The sequence below is a fragment of the Arthrobacter sp. GmRoot5-12 genome (genome assembly GCF_059739365.1).
In genome coordinates this window covers 1,639,723-1,658,813 of sequence record NZ_AP046056.1, presented here as the reverse complement: position 1 = coordinate 1,658,813, position 19,091 = coordinate 1,639,723, and the positions used below count along the sequence as shown (strand labels likewise).

At 67.2% G+C, this 19,091-nt stretch carries 20 protein-coding genes; 9 read left to right on the top strand and 11 right to left on the bottom strand.

Going from position 1 to position 19,091, the window contains the following annotated elements; translation table 11 throughout:
* Positions 1–205: 205 nt before the first annotated feature.
* Genes dhaK through AC6JAM_RS07530 form a run of 4 tightly spaced genes read left to right on the top strand, consistent with a single transcriptional unit; the run spans position 206 to position 2,798 of the window.
* Positions 206–1,207, top strand: a complete 1,002-nt coding sequence (dhaK, locus tag AC6JAM_RS07545) for a dihydroxyacetone kinase subunit DhaK (protein ID WP_497934402.1) — start codon at positions 206–208, stop codon at positions 1,205–1,207.
* A 2-nt stretch (positions 1,208–1,209) separates the two neighbouring features.
* Positions 1,210–1,842, top strand: a complete 633-nt coding sequence (gene dhaL, locus AC6JAM_RS07540) for a dihydroxyacetone kinase subunit DhaL (RefSeq protein ID WP_026266016.1) — start codon at positions 1,210–1,212, stop codon at positions 1,840–1,842.
* Positions 1,839–2,588 carry an HPr family phosphocarrier protein gene (locus AC6JAM_RS07535; RefSeq protein ID WP_497934401.1) on the top strand — a complete coding sequence of 250 codons (750 nt, stop codon included), beginning with the start codon at positions 1,839–1,841 and terminating at the stop codon, positions 2,586–2,588. The genes dhaL and AC6JAM_RS07535 overlap by 4 nt, the downstream gene beginning before the upstream one ends.
* Positions 2,589–2,624: 36 nt before the next feature.
* The gene (locus tag AC6JAM_RS07530) at positions 2,625–2,798 is read left to right on the top strand and encodes a hypothetical protein (RefSeq protein ID WP_018770954.1); all 174 of its coding nucleotides are present in this window, start codon (positions 2,625–2,627) and stop codon (positions 2,796–2,798) included.
* 20 nt (positions 2,799–2,818) lie between these two features.
* On the opposite strand, the gene AC6JAM_RS07525 is transcribed toward AC6JAM_RS07530, so the two are convergent.
* From AC6JAM_RS07525 to AC6JAM_RS07515, 3 genes are all read right to left on the bottom strand, one after another.
* A complete protein-coding gene (locus AC6JAM_RS07525; protein WP_056388378.1) occupies positions 2,819–3,319 on the bottom strand; it encodes a hypothetical protein in 501 nt (166 codons plus the stop codon).
* Between the two features lie 79 nt (positions 3,320–3,398).
* Positions 3,399–3,830 (bottom strand): DUF3592 domain-containing protein, encoded by a 432-nt coding sequence (locus AC6JAM_RS07520; protein ID WP_134165297.1) that lies wholly within the window; start codon positions 3,828–3,830, stop codon positions 3,399–3,401.
* A 66-nt stretch (positions 3,831–3,896) separates the two neighbouring features.
* Entirely contained in the window at positions 3,897–4,823 is a 927-nt protein-coding gene (locus AC6JAM_RS07515) for an iron-sulfur binding domain-containing protein (protein ID WP_043425267.1), read from the bottom strand.
* A 176-nt stretch (positions 4,824–4,999) separates the two neighbouring features.
* Here AC6JAM_RS07515 and AC6JAM_RS07510 point away from each other — a divergent pair, with 176 nt between their 5' ends.
* Positions 5,000–5,704 (top strand): hypothetical protein, encoded by a 705-nt coding sequence (locus AC6JAM_RS07510; protein WP_497934400.1) that lies wholly within the window; start codon positions 5,000–5,002, stop codon positions 5,702–5,704.
* 49 nt (positions 5,705–5,753) lie between these two features.
* On the opposite strand, the gene disA is transcribed toward AC6JAM_RS07510, so the two are convergent.
* From disA to AC6JAM_RS07495, 3 genes are all read right to left on the bottom strand, one after another.
* Entirely contained in the window at positions 5,754–6,830 is a 1,077-nt protein-coding gene (disA, locus tag AC6JAM_RS07505; protein WP_018770949.1) for a DNA integrity scanning diadenylate cyclase DisA, read from the bottom strand.
* 296 nt (positions 6,831–7,126) lie between these two features.
* Positions 7,127–7,627 carry a 2'-5' RNA ligase family protein gene (locus AC6JAM_RS07500; protein WP_497934399.1) on the bottom strand — a complete coding sequence of 167 codons (501 nt, stop codon included), beginning with the start codon at positions 7,625–7,627 and terminating at the stop codon, positions 7,127–7,129.
* A gap of 75 nt (positions 7,628–7,702) precedes the next feature.
* Complete coding sequence (locus AC6JAM_RS07495) at positions 7,703–7,945, bottom strand: hypothetical protein (RefSeq protein ID WP_056388374.1); 243 nt, start codon at positions 7,943–7,945, stop codon at positions 7,703–7,705.
* A 195-nt stretch (positions 7,946–8,140) separates the two neighbouring features.
* Between AC6JAM_RS07495 and AC6JAM_RS07490 the strand changes: the two genes are divergently transcribed.
* The gene (locus AC6JAM_RS07490; protein WP_134165294.1) at positions 8,141–9,754 is read left to right on the top strand and encodes a peptide chain release factor 3; all 1,614 of its coding nucleotides are present in this window, start codon (positions 8,141–8,143) and stop codon (positions 9,752–9,754) included.
* 6 nt (positions 9,755–9,760) lie between these two features.
* The gene (locus AC6JAM_RS07485; protein WP_018770945.1) at positions 9,761–10,990 is read left to right on the top strand and encodes a beta-ketoacyl-[acyl-carrier-protein] synthase family protein; all 1,230 of its coding nucleotides are present in this window, start codon (positions 9,761–9,763) and stop codon (positions 10,988–10,990) included.
* On the opposite strand, the gene AC6JAM_RS07480 is transcribed toward AC6JAM_RS07485, so the two are convergent.
* From AC6JAM_RS07480 to AC6JAM_RS07460, 5 genes are all read right to left on the bottom strand, one after another.
* Positions 10,987–12,339 carry an MFS transporter gene (locus AC6JAM_RS07480; RefSeq protein ID WP_134165293.1) on the bottom strand — a complete coding sequence of 451 codons (1,353 nt, stop codon included), beginning with the start codon at positions 12,337–12,339 and terminating at the stop codon, positions 10,987–10,989. The genes AC6JAM_RS07485 and AC6JAM_RS07480 overlap by 4 nt on opposite strands.
* 104 nt (positions 12,340–12,443) lie before the next feature.
* Positions 12,444–13,772, bottom strand: coding sequence for an enolase C-terminal domain-like protein (locus tag AC6JAM_RS07475; protein WP_377204383.1), 1,329 nt, complete (start codon positions 13,770–13,772; stop codon positions 12,444–12,446).
* Positions 13,769–15,373: an aldehyde dehydrogenase (NADP(+)) gene (locus AC6JAM_RS07470; protein WP_377204384.1), complete on the bottom strand. Its 1,605-nt coding sequence runs from the start codon at positions 15,371–15,373 to the stop codon at positions 13,769–13,771. Before AC6JAM_RS07470 ends, AC6JAM_RS07475 begins: the two co-directional genes overlap by 4 nt.
* Before the next feature lie 28 nt (positions 15,374–15,401).
* Entirely contained in the window at positions 15,402–16,316 is a 915-nt protein-coding gene (kdgD, locus tag AC6JAM_RS07465) for a 5-dehydro-4-deoxyglucarate dehydratase (protein WP_377204385.1), read from the bottom strand.
* A 141-nt stretch (positions 16,317–16,457) separates the two neighbouring features.
* Positions 16,458–17,342: a LysR family transcriptional regulator gene (locus AC6JAM_RS07460; RefSeq protein WP_056388362.1), complete on the bottom strand. Its 885-nt coding sequence runs from the start codon at positions 17,340–17,342 to the stop codon at positions 16,458–16,460.
* Between the two features lie 150 nt (positions 17,343–17,492).
* Here AC6JAM_RS07460 and AC6JAM_RS07455 point away from each other — a divergent pair, with 150 nt between their 5' ends.
* Together AC6JAM_RS07455 and AC6JAM_RS07450 are read left to right on the top strand one after the other, a co-directional pair.
* Complete coding sequence (locus AC6JAM_RS07455) at positions 17,493–18,503, top strand: tripartite tricarboxylate transporter substrate binding protein (protein ID WP_497934398.1); 1,011 nt, start codon at positions 17,493–17,495, stop codon at positions 18,501–18,503.
* 5 nt (positions 18,504–18,508) lie between these two features.
* Complete coding sequence (locus AC6JAM_RS07450) at positions 18,509–19,084, top strand: tripartite tricarboxylate transporter TctB family protein (RefSeq protein WP_051081421.1); 576 nt, start codon at positions 18,509–18,511, stop codon at positions 19,082–19,084.
* Positions 19,085–19,091: the final 7 nt, after the last annotated feature.

Here is a 19,091-nt window from a genome sequence, read left to right as displayed (position 1 = left end):
AATTGATGGATAAACTACTGCAGGCCGGTATGTGGGGGGCCTCAGGAAAGGGACAGTCATTGGGGGCTGTCCCTTTGCTGCGTCCCGGGCCGGCGGTTCCGGGAAGCGGGCGGCAAACCCGGGCAGGAAGAACCTACCGCCACCTGCGATGACGGTAGTAGGGTCGGAAAACACACCCTTCAGGAGCACAGCCAGGAGCAACGCCGTGAAGAAACTCATCAACGATCCAAAATCCGTTGTCCAGGAAGCTGTCCAGGGCTTCGGCATGGCGTACGCCGGACTGGTGACGGTCAGCGAAGACCCCATCTACATCAGGCGCAAGGACGCGCCGGTGGCCGGCAAGGTGGGGCTGGTTTCCGGCGGCGGAAGCGGCCACGAGCCGCTGCATGCCGGCTACGTGGGGAAGGGAATGCTCGACGCCGCGGTGCCGGGGGCGGTGTTCACCTCACCCACGCCGGACCAGATCCTTCCCGCCACCCTGGCAGTCGACTCAGGTGCCGGCGTCGTGCACATCGTCAAGAACTACACCGGCGACGTCCTGAATTTTGAGACGGCGGCCGAACTGGCCGAGGCGGAGGGCGTGAGCGTCCGCACCGTCCTGGTCAATGACGACGTCGCCGTGGAGGACTCCCTGTACACGGCCGGCCGCCGCGGGGTGGGCGGCACAGTGCTGGTGGAGAAGATCGCAGGAGCCGCCGCCGAGCGCGGGGACGACCTGGACGCCGTCGCTGCCATCGGCGAACGGGTCAACGCCAATGTCAGGACCATGGGCGTGGCCCTGTCCGCGTGCACCGTGCCCCACGCGGGCACGCCCAGTTTCGACCTCGCAGAGGATGAGATCGAGATCGGCATTGGCATCCACGGCGAGCCGGGCAGGCACCGCATCCCCATGGAAAACGCGGACAGCATCACCAACCGCCTGCTGGAACCGGTCCTGGCTGATTTGAAGATCAGTTCGGGGGACAGGGTGCTGCTGTTCGTCAACGGCATGGGCGGCACACCGCTGAGCGAGCTGTACATCGTGTACCGGCGGGCCGTGCAGGTGCTCGCCGAAGCAGGTGCCACGGTGGAACGGTCGCTGGTGGGCAACTACATCACGGCCCTGGAGATGCAGGGCTGCTCCATTTCGGTCCTCCGGCTGGACGACGAGCTCACGGAACTGTGGGATGCACCCGTGCACACCGCCGCCCTCCGCTGGGGCGTGTGACCGTGGTCCTGGACGCCAACTGGGCCGTGAAATGGCTGACCCTGTGCGCGCAGGCCATGGCTGAACACCGCGTTGAACTGATCGAACTGGACCGTGCCATCGGGGACTCGGACCACGGTGAGAACATGGACCGCGGCTTCCAGGCCGTCCTGGCCAAGCTGGGCGAATCCACGCCGGAGACGCCCGGGGCGGCGTTGAAGATGACGGCCATGACCCTGATGTCCAAGGTGGGCGGAGCCGCCGGTCCCCTCTACGGCACCGCGTTCCTTCGCGCCGCCACCGCCTTCGGCGACGCGCCCGAGATTGATCCGGCAGGGCTGGCCTCTGCCCTGGAGGCTGCCCGGGACGGGATCGTGGCGCGCGGGAAGGCGGAGAGCGGCGACAAGACCATGGTGGATGCGTGGACGCCGGCAGTTGATGCGGCCCGGGCCGCGGCTGACGGCGACGGCACGGACGTCCTTGGCGTCCTGGTGGCAGCCGCGGAAGCCGCCGAGGCCGGGGCAGTGGCCACCGATCCCCTCATCGCAAGGAAAGGCCGGGCCAGCTACCTTGGCGAACGCAGCGCCGGCCACCGGGACCCCGGCGCTGTGTCCAGTGCGCTGATCCTGCGTGCGGCCGTTGGGGCGGCTGCGTGACCGTAAGCATCGTGGTGGTGTCCCACAGCGAAAAGATCGCCGACGGCGCCGTGGAGCTTGCCGCCCAGATGGCTCCCGACGTGGTGATCCTGCCCGCCGGCGGCACCGACGACGGCAGGATCGGCACCAGCCTGGAGAAAGTGCTCGCAGCCCTTGAACGGGCCGGCGATAAACAGCGCAATGCACAAGAGGCCGGCGCGGAACAGCCCGGAGTGCAGCCCGGCGGGAACGGCACAGTGATCCTGACGGACCTTGGATCAGCGGTGATGACGGCCGAAGCGGCGCTGGAGTTCCTGGAGGATGCCGCCGGCGTCCTGCTCGCCGACGCGCCGCTGGTGGAAGGTTTGGTGGCTGCTGCGGTTGCCGCCCAGGGCGGAGCCGATGTGCAGGCGGTCCGGGCGGCGGCTGAAGCGGCAGGCGGTCCGGCCCGCCGGCCGGAACCCGTACGGACCGGGGGAGCGGGGCAGGGACCTGTCAGCAGCGCCGCACCGGATTCCACCGGCGACTTTGAACTGGTGAACCAGGCCGGGATGCACGCCCGGCCGGCCGCGAAAGTGGCAGGGGGCCTGGCCTCGCTGGATGCCGAGGTCACCATCAACGGGGTGGATGGCGCGTCCATGACGGGGCTGATGACCCTCGGCGCCGGCAAGGGCACCGTGCTGCACGTGGAAGCGTGGGGGGCGGATGCGGAACGGGCAGTGGAGTACGTCGGCGGCCTGGTGCAGGCCGGCTTCGGCGAGCCCTAAGCCCGATGGCGGGTTCCTGCGAATAAGCTCGATGGCATGGAACGGCCGCTTGCAGAGAACCCCCAGGAAATCGAAGTGCTGGACGGCCAAATCTCCGTGGAGGAACTGCTCGCCGAACTCGGCTTCGATTGGAGCGCCCAGCCCGTGGGTGGCGGTCCGGCGGCCGGAACTGCCGAAGGCGAAACCTTCACCCAGCCCGTGCTGTTCTAGTCCGGTGCCGCCCGGTCCAGTTACCGGGATGCAGGCTGCTGGTGCAGTCCGGCGTCGTCCAGGACGACGGACGCAGACAGGACCTTGCCGCATTGTTCACCGAAGGGGTAGGCCACCTGCGGCCTGAATTCCAGGGTGCGTACCGGCAGTGCGGTTCCCTCCGGCGCTGCACCGGACACGGTCACCGTCATGGGCGATTCGGTCAGGGTATCCAGCATCAGCACAGCGGTCTTGGTGCCATCGGGCGAGGCAGTGGCCGAACAGGCGCCCTCGCGGCTGCACCCCGCGTCCACGGAAGTGCTGCCCGGGCGGAGTTCGACGTCGGACTCCTTGCAGGTGCCGTCCTGGCAGGCGCGGACGTGCAGCGCCGCCACCTTCGGCGAGTAGCCGGCGCTGACGGTGATGGAAACGGCGGTGGCCTGCGCGATCGCGGGGCAGGCGCTGCCGGCAGGCCCGCAGGCGGAGATAAGGGCGGAGATGAGCGCGGTCGTCAATGCCAGGAGCAGTCCGGGCTTGTGCATGCTTTCAGGCTACGTCGGGCGGGCCCGCGCAGGGCCGGATCGGCGTCAATTGGAGGCAGCATTGTTATGCCTCCACGGCCTAACCCAGCGGGAAGATGCCGATGAACCAGAACAGCGCGATGGCAAAGACCGAGAAAAACGCGATCAGGCAGCCCATGGCGGTGCGCGGCTCCGAGGAAACCTGCAGGGATTCGTTGGGGTTCTGCGGGTTGTAGGCCACCTCGATGAGGGCTCCCGGCACAGGCTGCTCCACCCCGGAGATCTCCGACTTGCCCATGAAGAGGGTGCCCTGCGGATCGGTGAACTGGTAGGTGGGGTAGTGGCGGAGGTTCCGGTTGGCGCCGCCCACGCCGCTGGTCCAGCCGGTGGTGCTGCCGGTGACGGTCGCCTGTACCTTGGGCCAGGCCGCCATCTGCTGTTCCTGGCGCTTGGTCCTGCGGGCCGCACGGACCAGCGAAAATATCGCGGCGGCAACGAACAATGCCCACACGATGTACAGAATGGTTTTCATGGCTCCCCCCGGTTCCGGTCACCAAGAAGTATGCCATCCCGGCCTGGCCCTTGAGGGTCCAGCAGGTCAGGCGGGGAGCCGGTAGCCGCCGTCGTGGATCTCGGCGAGGCCGTCCGCCAGCAGTCCCGCCAGCGCCCGCTCCAGCTGCTCGGGGGCGGAGTTGAGCCGGTGCAGCGCGGCGAGGGGCACGCCGATGCCCTCGGCGGTGAACCCAAGGTCGGCGGGCTCGCGCTGGAACATGTCGGCCGGCACGGGAGTTTCGGCCAGCCGCAGCACGGCCAGCACCGCACCGCGGACCTGGCGGTCAGTGCCGTGCCACGCCTGGCCTTTGGGAACGTACGACGGCGGGGGCTCACCCGCGGCGAGCCACGCACAGGAGTCTTTCACCGGGCAGGCAGCACACTTGGGTGCCCGGGCCGTGCACACCAGCGCCCCCAGTTCCATGACCGCAGCGTTCCAGCGCACGGAGGTTTCGTCGTCGTCCGGCAACAGGGCGGCGGCCAACCGCATCTCCGCAGCGGTCAGTGCAGGCGCGGGGAGCGCGACGCCGGACACCAGGCGGGCGTGCACCCGCCGGATGTTGGTGTCCACCACAGTCTCGCGGCGGCCATATGCGAAGGCGGCCACCGCGGCGGCCGTGTAGCTGCCCACTCCGGGCAAGGCCAGCAGTTCCGTGTAGGTGCCGGGGACATGGCCGCCGTGGTCCTCGACGATTGCTGTGGCTGCGGCGTGCAGGCGAAGGGCACGCCGGGGGTAGCCCAGCCGGCCCCATGAACGGACCGCTTCACCTGCCGGTTCGCCGGCCAGGCCGGCCGGCGTGGGCCACCGCTTGAGCCACTCGTGCCAGACCGGGAGGACCCGGACCACGGGGGTCTGCTGCAGCATGATCTCGCTGACCAGCACACCCCACGGCGAGCAGCCAGGTTCGCGCCAGGGCAGGTCCCGGGCGATTCCGGCGAACCAGGAGTTGATCCGGTGATGGAGCAACTCCAGGTCTGCAGGGCCGGTGGGAGCGACCGCGGCGCGGGCGGCGGTGGAGGTTTCAGTGTCGATGCCAACACTGTAGTGGATAGGTTCGGGCGGGCTGAAAACCGGGGTGTGACCAGTGCGATGGGCCTGCGGCGGCGTGGTGGCAGTGCAGATCCGGCGGCGTTCCCTAGCCTAGGAGGATGGGCAGGCAAGGCGATTCACCAGCACGCGGCACGGCATCCGGTTCCAGCAGCGTCCGGAAGCCCAGCCCCGCCGTGTACCGCCGCCGCCGCCTGGTTGTTGGCGGCGCGCTCCTGCTGGTGATTGCGCTCGTGATCAGTGGTTTTGCCCTGGCCGGTGCCTTCAAGGGCGGTTCGCAGCAGGCGTCCTCCACGCAGCCGTCTTCCGCCGATCCGGACACCTCCCAGGCTTCCCCGTCTGCTGCCGCCAGTCCCTCTGCGTCCGCGTCGGCAACCCCGTCCGCCACGCCGTCGGCCACTGCCTCCGCTGCCCCCTCCTGCAACCAGAACCTGGTGGCTGTTTCGGCGTCCACTGACAAGCCCGCCTATGGGCCGGGGGAAAACCCGATGCTCACCCTGAAGGTGACCAACGGCGGCACCGTCCCCTGTGAGGTCAACATCGGTACCTCGCAAATGGAATTCCTGGTGACCAGCGGTTCCGACCGGATCTTCTCGTCCAAGGACTGCCAGGCGTCCAGCGAGGACCTGGTGAAGGTGATCGCGCCCGGCGCCAGCGAAACCGCGAACTTTCCATGGAACCGGACCCGCAGTGCCGATGGCTGCAAGGCCGTGGCGGCGGCACCCGGCGGCGGTGGCGCTTACTACATCTTCACCGCCAAGCTTGGCTCGCGGGCCAGTCCAAAGGCCGTCTTCCAGCTGAACTGACGCATCCCGCCGGCATGGTGGGAGCGGGCCGTGGGGTTGGGGCTTGGGGTTACAGGAAGCGGTCCAGGAGGCTTGCTTCGGCCATCCGGCTGAGCCCCTCACGCACGGTGCGGGCGCGCTGGTCGCCGATGCCGTCAACGGTCATGAGGTCGTCAATGGTGGCCGCCATGAGGAACTGCAGGCCACCGAAATGGTCCACCAGCCGGTCCGCTACCGCCTTGGGAACCGCCTTCAGGCCGGACAGGAGCCGGTATCCGCGGGGCTGGACGACGGCATCGAGGTTTGCCTCGCCGCCCGCGAACCCCACGATCGCGGAGATCTTGCCGAGATCGATCAGCTCTGTCGGGCCCAGGCTGACCAGTTCGTTGACGGCCTTTTCGATGTCCTCCGCGGAGGCGTTGGGGCTGGCGTAGTCGCGGATGATCACGTCGCTGCCCGGTCCACGGCCCACGGTGAGCTCGTCGAGCTGGAGCGAGAGGAGCCGGCCGTCTTCGCCAAGTTCCAGGACGTACTGCGAGATTTCCTCCGAGATGCGGCGCACCATCTCCTGCCGCTGCAGGGTCACGGCCACATCGCGCACCGTCACCATTGCCTCGATTTCCAGGGCCGAGAGCGAACTGGTGACCTGGTCCAGGCGGGCAACATAGCGCTCCAGGGTGGCCAGGGCCTGGTTGGCGCGGGCAAGGACGTTTTCCGAGCCCTCCAGGACGTGCCGCAACCCGTTGACGTACAGGGCGATGATCTGCATGGACTGGCTCACGGATATGACCGGGACCCCGGTCTGCTTGGCCACCCGTTCCGCCGTGCGGTGGCGGGTGCCCGATTCCTGCGTTTCGATGCTTGAGTCCGGGACCAGCTGGACCGCGGCACGCAGGATGTTGCCGGCATCCTTGTCGCAGATGATGGCGCCGTCCATCTTGGCCAGTTCGCGCAGCCGGGTGGGCGAGAATTCGATGCCGATATCGAATCCACCGGAGCAGATGGAATCGATGGTGCGGTCGGAGCCGAGGACGATCAGTGCGCCGGTGCGTCCGCGGAGGATCCGTTCCAGGCCGTCGCGGAGGGGCGTTCCGGGTGCAACCCTGCCCAGAGTGGCCCTCAGCGATTCTTCGGGGCTCCGCGCCATAGGTTTTTCCCTTCAAAGGTGCGGACCGCCACCCGCAGGAATGCCGGCGTCCGCAGTTTGCCGGCAGGATCAAAAAGTGCACTGATTCCCGCAAGCTCAATGATAGGGGTAAGAAACCCAACTTCCGCACGGGCAAGCCCCAAAGTGCCCCATTAGGGGGTGCCCGGAACGGCGGCAAAAACGCTGGTTGGGGGCATTGCGGGGCAGCCACTTTCGCCGCTTTGGACCCCCGCCATTTTCAACCCTGCCCCGGCTTTGACCCTGCCCGGCCTTAGCTCTGCCTTTCAGCGGGTTGCTCAGGCGGAGGCTCCCAGGGGTGTGACTGTTCTGGTGCTGCTGTCCCAGAGCCGCGCTCCCGTGCAGCGGCCCTCGAGGCGCAGGTCCAGCAGGTCCACCGCCGTTCCGAGTTGATGGCCGGGAATACGCCGGGAGATGGTGACGTGCGGTGTCCAGGCCCCCGGACACGTCAGCGGCAGCGCCCCTGACAGGCCCTGGTGCAGGATTCCGTGCAGGTCCAGCAGGGGAGCAGTCGGCAGCACCGCGCGGGCAAGGACATATTTTCCTGCGCCGGCGGGAAAGACGACCGCTCCGGAGAAGGTGACATCCACGGGCAGCACCTCCCAGGGACCTTCCCGGGCGGCAACCAGATCCGTGCCTGCCGCAAGGGTGATGTGCGGGCTGTTGCTGGGGGAGGTATGCCCTGCCAGGCTGGGGAGGCCGGCGGCCGTGAGCCGCGCCCAGTCAGCCCTGACCAGGGATTCGGTGGGGCCGTCAAAGACCAACTCGATGCTGCGCATGAACCCATCATGCCGTTGCCGGGTATCCGTTGCCGGGCACCCCCATGCCTGCCAGGTTTTGCCGCCGCGGGGACGTCAGCGCTTCCGGTCCCTGAGCATCCGCTCCAAATCCCGGCTGACTTTCGACAGTGAAGCGGCACGGAGTGCTTTGTGTTCAGCCGCTGTTTGCACTCCCCGTTTCCGGGACGGGCCGGTAGGAAGGGCCGAACCCGGCGGCTGGGCCGCGGCGGTGCCAAGGACCGCACCCGCGTTGGCGCCCAGGTTGGTGGCCAGGGGGTCGAAAAAAAGGTTGCCGGTGAAAGTGGCGCCATGCATCATGCGCCCAAAGCTAACTGCCCCGCATTTCGCCGCCTTGAACGTCCGGTTTCGCCCGCGTTAAGCGGAACCCGTCCGGTTTGCAGCCCTGCGATAAACTGTACTTTGGCCGTTTGCCAATCACCTTCCCCGCCCTCGAGTCGCAGCGCAGTACCCGAAAGACACCTGGGCAGCCACAACCGCAGCGAAAGTAGCACCGTGTCCCAAGATGTCCTGACCCCCGCCCGGATCTCCGGTATCCACAAAGAGGCTGGCCGCCGCAGGACCTTCGCTGTCATCTCCCACCCTGACGCGGGCAAGTCAACGCTCACCGAAGCGCTGGCGCTGCACGCAAAGGTGATCGGCACCGCGGGCGCTTCCAGTGGCAAGGCCAACCGCAAGGAAACAGTCTCGGACTGGATGCAGATGGAAAAGGACCGGGGCATCTCCATCAGCTCCGCGGCCCTGCAGTTCTCCTACCGGGACACCGTCATCAACCTTCTGGACACCCCCGGCCACGCCGACTTCTCCGAGGACACCTACCGCGTGCTCGCCGCCGTCGACTGCGCCGTGATGCTGGTGGACGCCGCCAAGGGCCTGGAAACCCAGACCATGAAACTCTTCGAGGTCTGCAAGCAGCGCAACCTGCCCATCATCACGGTCATCAACAAGTGGGACCGCCCGGGCCTGGACGCCCTGGCATTGATGGACGAGATCACCGAGCGCACCGGGCTGCAGCCCATGCCGCTGACCTGGGCCGTGGGCATCTCCGGTGACTTCCGCGGCGTCTGGGACCTCCGCAACGACCGCTTCGCCCGGTTCCAGCGCAACAACGCCGGAGCGCAGATCGCCATCACCGAGTACTTCACTCCCGAGGAAGCGGCGGAAAACCAGGGCAGCAACTGGTCTGATGCGGTGGACGAGGCCGGGCTGGTGATTGAGTCCAACCTGGAGTTCGACGTCGACGCCTTCCACGCCGGCAGGGCAACCCCCATCCTGTTCAGTTCCGCTGCGCTGAACTTCGGCGTCAAGGAACTGCTGGACGCGCTGGTGGACTTCGCCCCGCCGGCAGCGCCCCGCCCCGACGTGGACGGAAACCCCCGTCCCGTGGAATCCCCGTTCTCCGGGTTCGTCTTCAAGGTCCAGGCCGGCATGAACAAGGCGCACCGCGACCACGTGGCCTTCATCCGCGTCTGCTCGGGCGTCTTCGAGCGCGGCATGGTGGTCACCCAGACCCGCACCGGCAAGTCCTTCGCCACCAAGTACGCACAGCAGGTGTTCGGCCGCGAACGCGAAGTCATTGACGAGGCCTACCCCGGTGACGTGGTGGGCCTGGTCAACGCGTCCTCGCTGCGCGTGGGCGACAGCCTGTTCCTTGAGAACCCGGTGGAATACCCGGCCATCCCGCTGTTTGCCCCCGAGCACTTCCAGGTGGCCCGGTCCAAGGACCCCAGCAAGTTCAAGCAGTTCCGCCGCGGCATTGAGCAGCTGGAACACGAGGGCGTCATCCAGGTGCTCCGCTCCGACGTCCGCGGTGACCAGGCGCCGGTGCTTGCCGCCGTCGGGCCCATGCAGTTCGAAGTGGTGGAGGACCGCATGGCGCACGACTTCAGCGCACCCATGCGCCTGGAACGCCTGCCCTACTCCCTGGCCAGGATTTCGACTGCGGATGCCATGCCCGCGCTGGCAAACGTCCCGGGCGCGGAGGTGCTGCTGCGGTCCGACGGCGAATACCTCGCCCTGTTCAACGACGTCTGGGCGCTCCGGCGGATCGAGAAGAACCACCCCGACCTGACGCTCGTGCCCATCGGCACCCATAACCCCGCAAAGTAGCCAACCATGACGGCAGTACAACCACGCGCGCTGGTCACCGGCGCCGGCACCATCAACCCGCTGGGTTCCAGCGTCAAGGAAACCTGGGAGGCCCTGCTTGAGGGCCGGTCCGGGATCGGGCCGCTGGAGCAGGACTGGGCAGGGCAGTTGCCCGTCAAAATCGCAGGGCAGGTCACCGCAGACCTTTCGGAGCACCTCAGTACCCGCGAGATGAAGCGGATGGACCGGTGCGGCCAGTTGGCGCTGATCGCGGCGCGCGAGGCATGGGCGCAGGCCGGCGCCCCCGAGGTGGATCCGGAGCGGTTCGCCGTGGTGATCGGCTCCGCTTACGGCGGGCTCGGTTCCACCATCGAGCAGGACCGGGTGCTGGCCGAATCGGGCCCCCGGAAGGTTTCGCCGCATACCCTCACCCGCCTCATGGTCAACGGTCCGGCCGCATGGGTGTCCATCGACCTTGGCGCCCGTGGCGGCGCCCGGACGCCTGTCAGCGCCTGCGCCTCCGGGGCCGAGGCGATTGTCCAGGCAGCCGAGATGATCCGCTCCGGTGCAGCCGACGTCGTGATTGCCGGCGGCGTGGACGCCTCCGTCAACGACCTTGTGATCACCGGCTTCTCCCAGATCCGTGCCCTGTCCACCCGGTCGGATGACCCCAAGCTGGCCTCGCGCCCGTTCGACGGCGGCCGCGACGGGTTTGTGCTCGCAGAGGGCGCCGGCGTGGTGGTGCTGGAGAGCGAGGAGCACGCCCGTGCCCGCGGCGCCGCCGTCCTTGGTGCCGTGGCAGGCGGAGCCGTGACCTCCGACGCGAACGACATCGTGGCCGCGGACCCCGCCATGCAGCGGCGGGTCATGCAGAAGGCGCTGGACTCGGCGGGCATGCGGCCGGCTGATATCGGATTCGTCCACGCGCACGCCACCTCCACCCCTGTGGGGGACCGGCTGGAAGGCCAGGCAATCAACGCCGTCTTCGGCGCTGACGTGCCGGTCACTTCCACCAAAGGGCATACCGGCCACCTGCTGGGCGGCGCCGGTTCCCTGGCCGCCGTCGTGGTCCTCGAAGCGCTGCGGACCGGGAAGGTCCCCGGGACGCTGAACGTGGAAGCGCTGGACCCGGAAGTGGACCTTAACGTCCTCACCGAAGGCACCCACCAGCTTCCGCCGGGTTATGCCCCGGCCGGGCTGGTGAATGCCTTCGGTTTTGGCGGCCACAGCGTGGCGCTGGTGCTTACCGCGGGTTAGGCCCTGCTGGGGAGCGGCGCCGTGTTGGGCAGTTCCGGCGTCTCGGGCGACGCCTCAGCCCCGCTGCGGCGTTCCTTCAGGAAGTAGACCAGGCCGGCTGCCGCCGCCGAAGCCGCAGCCAGGGCGAATAGTCCCGGAATGACGCTGCCGGTCTGCTCCTTGATGATGCCGAAACCGAAAGGTGCCACGAACCCGCCCAGGTTGCCCAGCGAGTTGATGATGGCGATGGCCGGAGCCAGCACCAGCGGGTGCAGTCCGGACTGCGGGATGGTCCAGAACAGCGGTGAGGCGCTCTTGAACCCCATGGCTGCTACGGCCAGGAACACCAGCGCCAGCCCGGGCGAGGCCACGGCCGCCGCGTAGGTACCGATGGCTGCCACCAGGAGCGCGACCACCAGCAGGGGCTTCCTGGACCTGGCCTTGTCCTGCCACTTCGCCGCGAAGTACATCGCGAACACGGCGCAGATCCAGGGGATGGAGGAGAGGAAACCTGCGGAGAGGTCGGTGGTCCCGGGGATCCGCTTGATGATGCTTGGCAGCCAGAAGGTGTTGGCGTAGATGGACAGCTGGATGGCGAAGTAGATGCCGCACAGGAGCAGGATCTGCGGGTTCAGCAGCATCTTCCAGCGGTTGACCTTTCCGCTCTCCGCCTTGGCGTGCCCGGCGTCCTCCGCATCGATGGCCTGGGACAGCGCGTCCTTTTCGGCGGGGGAGAGCCACCTGGCGTCGGCGATTTTCGCGTCCAGCAGGAAGAACACAGTGACGCCCACCAGGACGGACAGAATGCCCTCGAACCCGAAGAGCCACTGCCAGCCGCGCATTCCCAGGGCGCCGTTGAGGCTCAGCAGCATGCCGGCGATGGGGCCGGAAATCGCCGCGGCAACCGAGGAACCGGCTATGAAGACCGCCGTCGCCTTCCCGCGCTGGCCGGCAGGAACCCAGCGGGCGAAGTAGAAGATGACGGCCGGGAAGAAGCCGGCCTCTGCGGCGCCCAGGAGGAACCGCAGGACGTAGAACATGGTCTCGTTCTGCACGAACGCCATCAGGAAGGAGACGATGCCCCAGCTGACCATGATCCTGGTCAGCCAGACCTTGGCGCCGTATTTTTCCATCATCACGTTGCTGGGGAGCTCAAAGATGGCATAGGCGATAAAGAACAGGCCGGCACCGAAACCATAAGCGGCGGCGCCGATTCCCACGTCAGCCTGGAGGTGGTCCTGGGCGTAGCCGATGTTTGAGCGGTTCAGCTGGTTGCAGACCAGCATGACCAGCATGACCGGGAGCACGCGCTTGAAGAATTTCCTGGTGGCAGATGCCAGGTCCAGGACGGCGTTGTCCACAGACTTCATTGAATGTTTCCTTTGGGAGGGGTGTTGGCAAGGCGGGGGCCTTGGAGAAACTTACAGGACTTGCGGTTGCCGGCTTTCGTTACCTGCTGTCGTGGTCTGGCCCGTTACCTGACCAGGCACGGCCGCTTGGGGTCGAAGGACCAGCCGTCGATGTAGTACTGCATGCCGATGCTGTCGTCACGGGCATCCAGGCCGTGCTCAAGGTACAGCTGGTGCGCTTTGTCCAGCGCGTCCCGGTCCAGCTCGATCCCCAGGCCGGGAGCCGCCGGGACTTCGATGGCGCCGCCCTTGATCTGCAGCGGCTCCTTGGTGAGGCCCTGTCCGTCCTGCCAGATCCAGTGCGTGTCCAGTGCCGTGATCCCACCGGGGGCGGCGGCTCCGGTGTGGGTGAACATGGCCAGCGAGATGTCGAAGTGGTTGTTGGAGTGCGAGCCCCAGGTGAGGCCGAACTCGTTGCACAGCTGGGCCACCCGGACCGAGCCGTGCATGGTCCAGAAGTGCGGATCGGCCAGCGGGATGTCCACGGCGTTGCTGCGGATGGCATGCGACATTTCGCGCCAGTCCGTCGCGATCATGTTGGTGGCGGTCTTCAGTCCGGTGGCCCGGCGGAACTCGGCCATCACTTCGCGGCCGGAGAACCGACCTTCGGCGCCGCAGGGGTCCTCTGCATACGCCACCACGCCCTGCATCCGCTTGCCCAGCCGGATTGCCTCCTCCAGCAGCCAGCCGCCGTTCGGGTCGAGCGTGACCCTGGCCTCCGGGAACCGCTTGGCGAGTGCCGTGACCACGTCCACTTCGTCGTCGCCGGACAGCACGCCGCCTTTGAGCTTGAAGTCGGAGAAGCCATAGCGTTCCTGGGCGGCTTCGGCCAGCGCGACGACGGCTTCCGGAGTCATGGCCTCCTGGCGCCGGAGTTTTTCCCAGCGGTCCGACGGCGACTCCTCCACCAGGTACGGCAGGTCGGTTCGCGTGTGGTCGCCGATGAAGAACAGGTACCCGAGCATCGGCACGGACGCCCGCTGCTGCCCGTCGCCGAGCAGTTCTGCGACGGGAACACCGAGGAACTGGCCGTGCAGGTCCAGCAGGGCGGACTCGACGGCGGTGACGGCGTGGACGGTGGTGCGCAGGTCGAACGTCTGCAGCCCGCGCCCGCCGGCGTCCCGGTCCGCGAATCCCGCGGCGATTTCCCGCAGCAGGGAGCGGTACCGGGCCACGGGCTTGCCCTTGATCAGGACGCCGGCTTCCTGGATGGTGCCGCGGATTTTTTCGCCGCCGGGAACCTCACCGAGGCCGGTGCGGCCGTCCGAGTCGGTAATGATCACCACATTGCGGGTGAAGAAAGGGCCGTGGGCGCCGCTGAGGTTCATCAGCATGCTGTCGTAGCCGGCTACCGGTACAACTTCGATGGCGGCAATGGTGGGCTGGTTGCTCATGCGTTGCTCTCTGCTTTCTCTGCGGCGGAAACCACTTCGCCGTCGATGCGCCGGTTGAGGTGCCAGGGGTTGGCGTCCTGCAGGGCTGCCGGGAGCAGTTCCTGGGGGAGGTTCTGGTAGGCCACGGGACGCAGGAAGCGGTTGATCGCCAGGGTTCCAACGGAGGTGGTGCGCGAGTCCGAGGTGGCAGGGAAGGGGCCGCCGTGGACCATGGCGTGGCCGACTTCGACGCCGGTGGGCCAGCCGTTGACAATGATACGTCCCACTTTTTGCTCCAGGACGGGGATAAGCGGCGCCGCTGTTGGATAGTCCTGTTCGGTGAGCTGCAGGGACGCGGTGAGCTGGCCTTCCATCCGGCCGGCTGCCTGGAGGAGGTCCTGGATGGAGCTGTAGCGGATCACCAGGGACGCGGCGCCGAAGATTTCCTCATGCAGGACGTGGTTGCTGGTGAATTCGGTGACGCCCGTGCCGAAGATGGTGGGCGCCGGGGCGTTCTCGGTGGGGCCGGGAGTGCCCTGGCCGATAAGTTCGACGCCGGCTGCCGCGCCAAGGTTTTCCGTCCCGGCGTTCCAGGACTTGGCAATGCCTTCGGTGAGCATGGTCTGACCGGCGCAGGCGGACACGGCACGTCCGACGGCGGCAGCGAGTTTGTCCCCTGCCTCGCCTTCGGGGGCGAACAGGAGTCCGGGGGAGGTGCAGAGCTGGCCGGAACTTCCGGTGACGGCGGTGACGTACTGCTGTGCAAGGGCGTCGACGTCGCCCTCGAGGGCGCCCTCGAAGACAAAGACCGGGTTCAGTGACGACATCTCCGCGTACACGGGAATCGGCTCGGGGCGGGCGGCCGCGGTTTTCATCAGGGCGATGCCTGCAGCCTGGGAGCCGGTGAAGCCGACCGCCTTGATGGCGGGGTCCGCCACGAGGGCCTGGCCGATGCTGGAACCGGGACCGTAGATCAGGGAGAACACGCCGGGGTGCAGCCCTGCGTCCTTGACGGCCTGGGTCACCGCCTGGCCCACCAGTTCGCTGGTGCCGGGATGGGCGTTGTGGGCCTTGAAGACCACCGGGCAGCCTGCGGCGAGGGCCGAGGCGGTGTCTCCGCCCGCCGTCGAGAACGCCAGCGGGAAGTTGCTGGCGCCGAACACGGCGACGGGACCCAGGGGGAGCTGCCGCTGCCGGATGTCAGCCCGGGGGAGAGGGGTCCGGTCCGGGAGGGCGGGGTCGATGCGGACGCCGCGGAAGTCGCCTTGCCGCACCACGTCCGCGAAGAGGCGAAGCTGGCCGGTGGTGCGGGCCCGCTCACCGGTGAGCCGCGCCGCCGGGAGCCCTGTTTCCTGGCCGGCGCGGATGATCAGTTCCTCGCCCAGGGCGTCGATGTTGTCCGCGATCGCTTCGAGGAAGGACGCGTGGGTTTCCGGGTCAAGGGTGCTGAAGGACGGGAAGGCCTCGGCGGCCGCTGCCGTGGCGGCTTTCAACTGTTCTTCCGTGATCAGCGAGTAGGCGGGCTCCAGGGCCTGGTTGGTGGCCGGGTTGAACCCGCTGGTGGTTTTGCCTTCGCCGGTAACGGGCCGGCCGGCGATGAGTGAATGTCCGTTAAGGGTCATGGTGGGGCTCCTGTGTCTGCAGCGACGGCTAGGAAACGGTGGCGATCAGGGCTTTGAGGTCCGCGAAGTCCTGATCGTTGAGGTTCTGCAGCGGCGGCCGCACCGGGCCGGCGGGACGGCCCACGGCATCAAGGCCGGCTTTGACGATGGAAACAGAGTAGCCCTTCACGCGGTCGCGGATGTCCAGGTAGGGGATGACGAAGTCGTTGAGCTTCCTGTTCACCGCGGCCCGGTCCTGGTTGCGGACGTCCTGGTAGAAGTCCAGTGCGAACTGGGGGACGAAGTTGTACATGGCGCTGGAGTACGTGCTCATGCCGAGCTGCAGGAGGGGAAGGGCGAAGGTCTCGGCGGTCGGGAGGCCGCCCAGGTAGAAGAGGCGGTCGCCGAGCTTGGCGTAAACGCGGGCATCGTGTTCCAGGTCGCCCACACCGTCCTTGAAGCCGATCAGGTTCTGGTGCCGCTCGGCGAGGGTTGCCACCGTGGTGTCCCGGTAGATGGCGTTGGCCCGGTTGTAGATGATGACGCCCAGGGAGGTGGCCCGGCAGACCGCGCTGACGTGTTCCACGAGCCCGTCCTGGTCTGCCTCCGTGAGGTACGGGGGCAGGAGGAGGATGCCTTCTGCGCCGGCAGCCTCGGCAGCCTTCGCATTTTCGATGGCCTGCGCCGTGGAGCCACCGGCGGAGGCAAGGACGGGGATGCGGCTGCCCACCTCGTCGACGGCTGTCCGCACCACGTGCTCCGACTCGGCAGGAGTCAGGGAGAACCCTTCGCCGGTGCCGCCGGCCGCGAACAGGCCCGCCACCGGAAAGCTCGCCTGCCACGCCAGGTGCTTGCGGTAGTTCTCCTCATCGACCTGGAGCTGGGCATCGAACGGGGTCACGGGAAAGGACAGCAGGCCTTCCTTGAGCGTGTCCGCCAGTTCCTGGGGTGTGTACTTTGCCACGGTGTGGGTCCTCTGGGTGTGTGCGCCGCGGGCGGCAGGCTGATGTTTCCGTTCCCACAGTAGGAGTGCCCTCGATGCCTGTCTAAGTGCATTTTTATATGCGTTGATACCTTTGCTGCATTACCGTCTCGGGAGTGCCAATTACTCCATGGCGAACTCAAGGTCCCGGAGGAGGCGCGACAGCGCAGGATTGGTGACCCTCCGGTTCCACAGCGCATGCAGCTCCACCTGTTCGTGGTCGCCACCCTCCAGCGGGAGGAATTCAACGCCGCGGATACCTAGCATGGTGGCCGAGTGGGGCACGAAGGCCAGCCCGCGCTTGGCCGCCACCAGCGACACCATGGTGAGGATCTGGCTCACCGTGTGCACCACGTTGGTGTGGCGGATGGGGAGCATGCGCACCACCAGGTCATAGAAGTAGCGGGCCTGGGTGGCCGAGTGCATGATCAGGGGCTCATCGCTGAAATCGTCCGCGGCAATGCTCCGTTCCAGCTTCGTCAGCGGGTGCCCCTCGGGGACGGCCAGCATCATGGACTCGCGGTAGAGGAGATGCGAGTCAAAGGTCTCCCGGTCGAACGGCGGCCGTGCCAGCCCCAGGTCCAGTTCGCCCGTCAGCAGCCCGGCCAACTGGTCTCCGGTCACCAGTTCCTGCAGCTCGATGTCCACATCGGGGATGATGCCCGCGAGTTCCTCCAGCAGCGGACCCAGGATGCTGAAGCCGCTGGCCGCGGTGAAGCCTATCCGCAGGACGCCGGATTTGCCGGAAGCGATGCGGCGTGCGGTGACAGGTGCCCGCTCCGCGAGTGCCATGAGCCGGCGGGCCTCGTCCAGGAACGTCCGGCCGGCAGATGTCAGCTCCACTTTTCTGTTGTCCCGCTCCAGCAGTTCGGCGCCCACGGCCTTTTCGAGTTTCTGGATTTGCCGGCTCAGTGGCGGCTGCGTCATATTCAGGCGTTCTGCCGCCCTGCCGAAGTGGAGTTCCTCCGCTACGGCGATGAATCCGGCCAGTTGGTCGAAAGTGAACATGATGCCTTCCGGGTATCAAATGATGCAGATATGGGCTTAGACAGGCATCATAACTGCTCCCTACACTCAACACAGCGAGGCGGGGGTGACCCGCTTCACAGATGTACCGGGCGTCCCAGCCCGCACCTGCGCTTGCACCTAGGAGTCCCAATGATGCACTTCCCGTCCCGCCGCGCCGTTCTCGGAACGGCGTCGGCCTTCACCCTGCTGGCACTGACAGCCTGCGGCGGCAACGTTGCCGGCGGAGCCGCAGCCGGCAACCCGTCCAAGTACCCGGCCGGGCCCGTAACAATGACCGTGGGACAGGCCGCCGGCGGCAGCACGGACCTGATCGCCAGGGCGCTTGCAGACGGCGCCGCCAAGACCCTCGGAGCCCCGATGCCCGTGGTGAACAAGCCGGGCGCCAACGGCGCCCTCGCCACCAAGGAAGTTGCCGGCAAGACGGCCGACGGCCAGGAGCTGGTACTCCTCACAGCCTCCCTGATCACCATCACCCCCCTTGCCGTGAGCAAGGACGAGGCAGTGAACCTCGACGACCTGGACATCATCACTGGACTTTCGCAGGACGACTACGTGCTGGTGGCCAGCCAGGGCTCCGGGTTCAGGAGCTTCAAGGACGTCACCGCCGCCGGCCGGAACGTCACGTTCGGGACCACCGGCGTGGGCACGGGCAGCCAGCTGGCCCAGACCGTCCTGTTCAAGCAGGCCAACGTGCAGGGCACCGATGTGCCGTTCGACAGTGGTAAGCCGGCACTGACCGCCGTCCTGGGCAACCAGGTGGAGCTGGCCACTGTCCAGCTGGGCGAAGCCATGGCACAGATCCAGGCCGGAAAAGTCACCCCTCTGCTGGTCTTCTCCGAAGGGCGCAACAGCTTCCTGCCTGACGTTCCATCCGCCAAGGAAGCCGGCTACGACGTTCCCGTGGCACAGTACCGTGCGGTCGCGGCTCCCAAGGGCACTCCCCAGGAGGTCAAGGACAAGCTCGCCGCGGCATTCAAGGACACGTTCAAGACCGACGCCTACCAGGAGTTCAACAAGAAGAACCTCCTGACGCCCAAGGAGATCTCCGGCGAGGAAGTGGTAACGCAGTGGAAGGACTATGCCGCGAAGTACAAGTCCCTGGTGGAGAAGTACGGCATCAGCCTCAACGGGAACAAGTAACGGCCATGGGGACTACTCCAGCAGTGGCTGCCGGGCGGGGCGGCAGCTCCGCCCTTCCGCCCGGCAGTGACGGCCCGGAAGACCTGCCCGAGGCCCTGACCCCCGAAGAGCTGGCCGCGCAGTGGGAGGAGGAAAAGCCTCCCGCTGCAGGCCCGCTCGCCAACGCGGCCTCATCCCTGGTGGTGCTCGCCGTCGGAACCGCCGCCCTGGCGCTGTCAGTTTCCATGGGCCTTGGCACTCCGGAGAAGCCCGAACCGGGGCTGTGGCCCTTCCTGACCAGCTGCGTGATGGTGGCCCTGGCCATCTTCCAGCTGGTGTGGGGCCGGCACAACCGGGACGCGGAGAAGTTCACCCGGATGTCCTTCGCGCCCCTCACTGGCCTGGCCACGCTGGCCGCCATGGTGGCGCTGATGCCGTTGATCGGGTTCGAGATTCCCGCCCTCATCCTGTGCATCATCTGGATGAAGTTCCTGGGCAGCGAGACCTGGCGTTCCACCCTCGTGATCAGTGCCATCGTCGTCGCGTCCTTCTACGGGATCTTCGTGCTGGCGCTGGGCACTTCCATCCCCCACCTCTTCTAGGAGACCG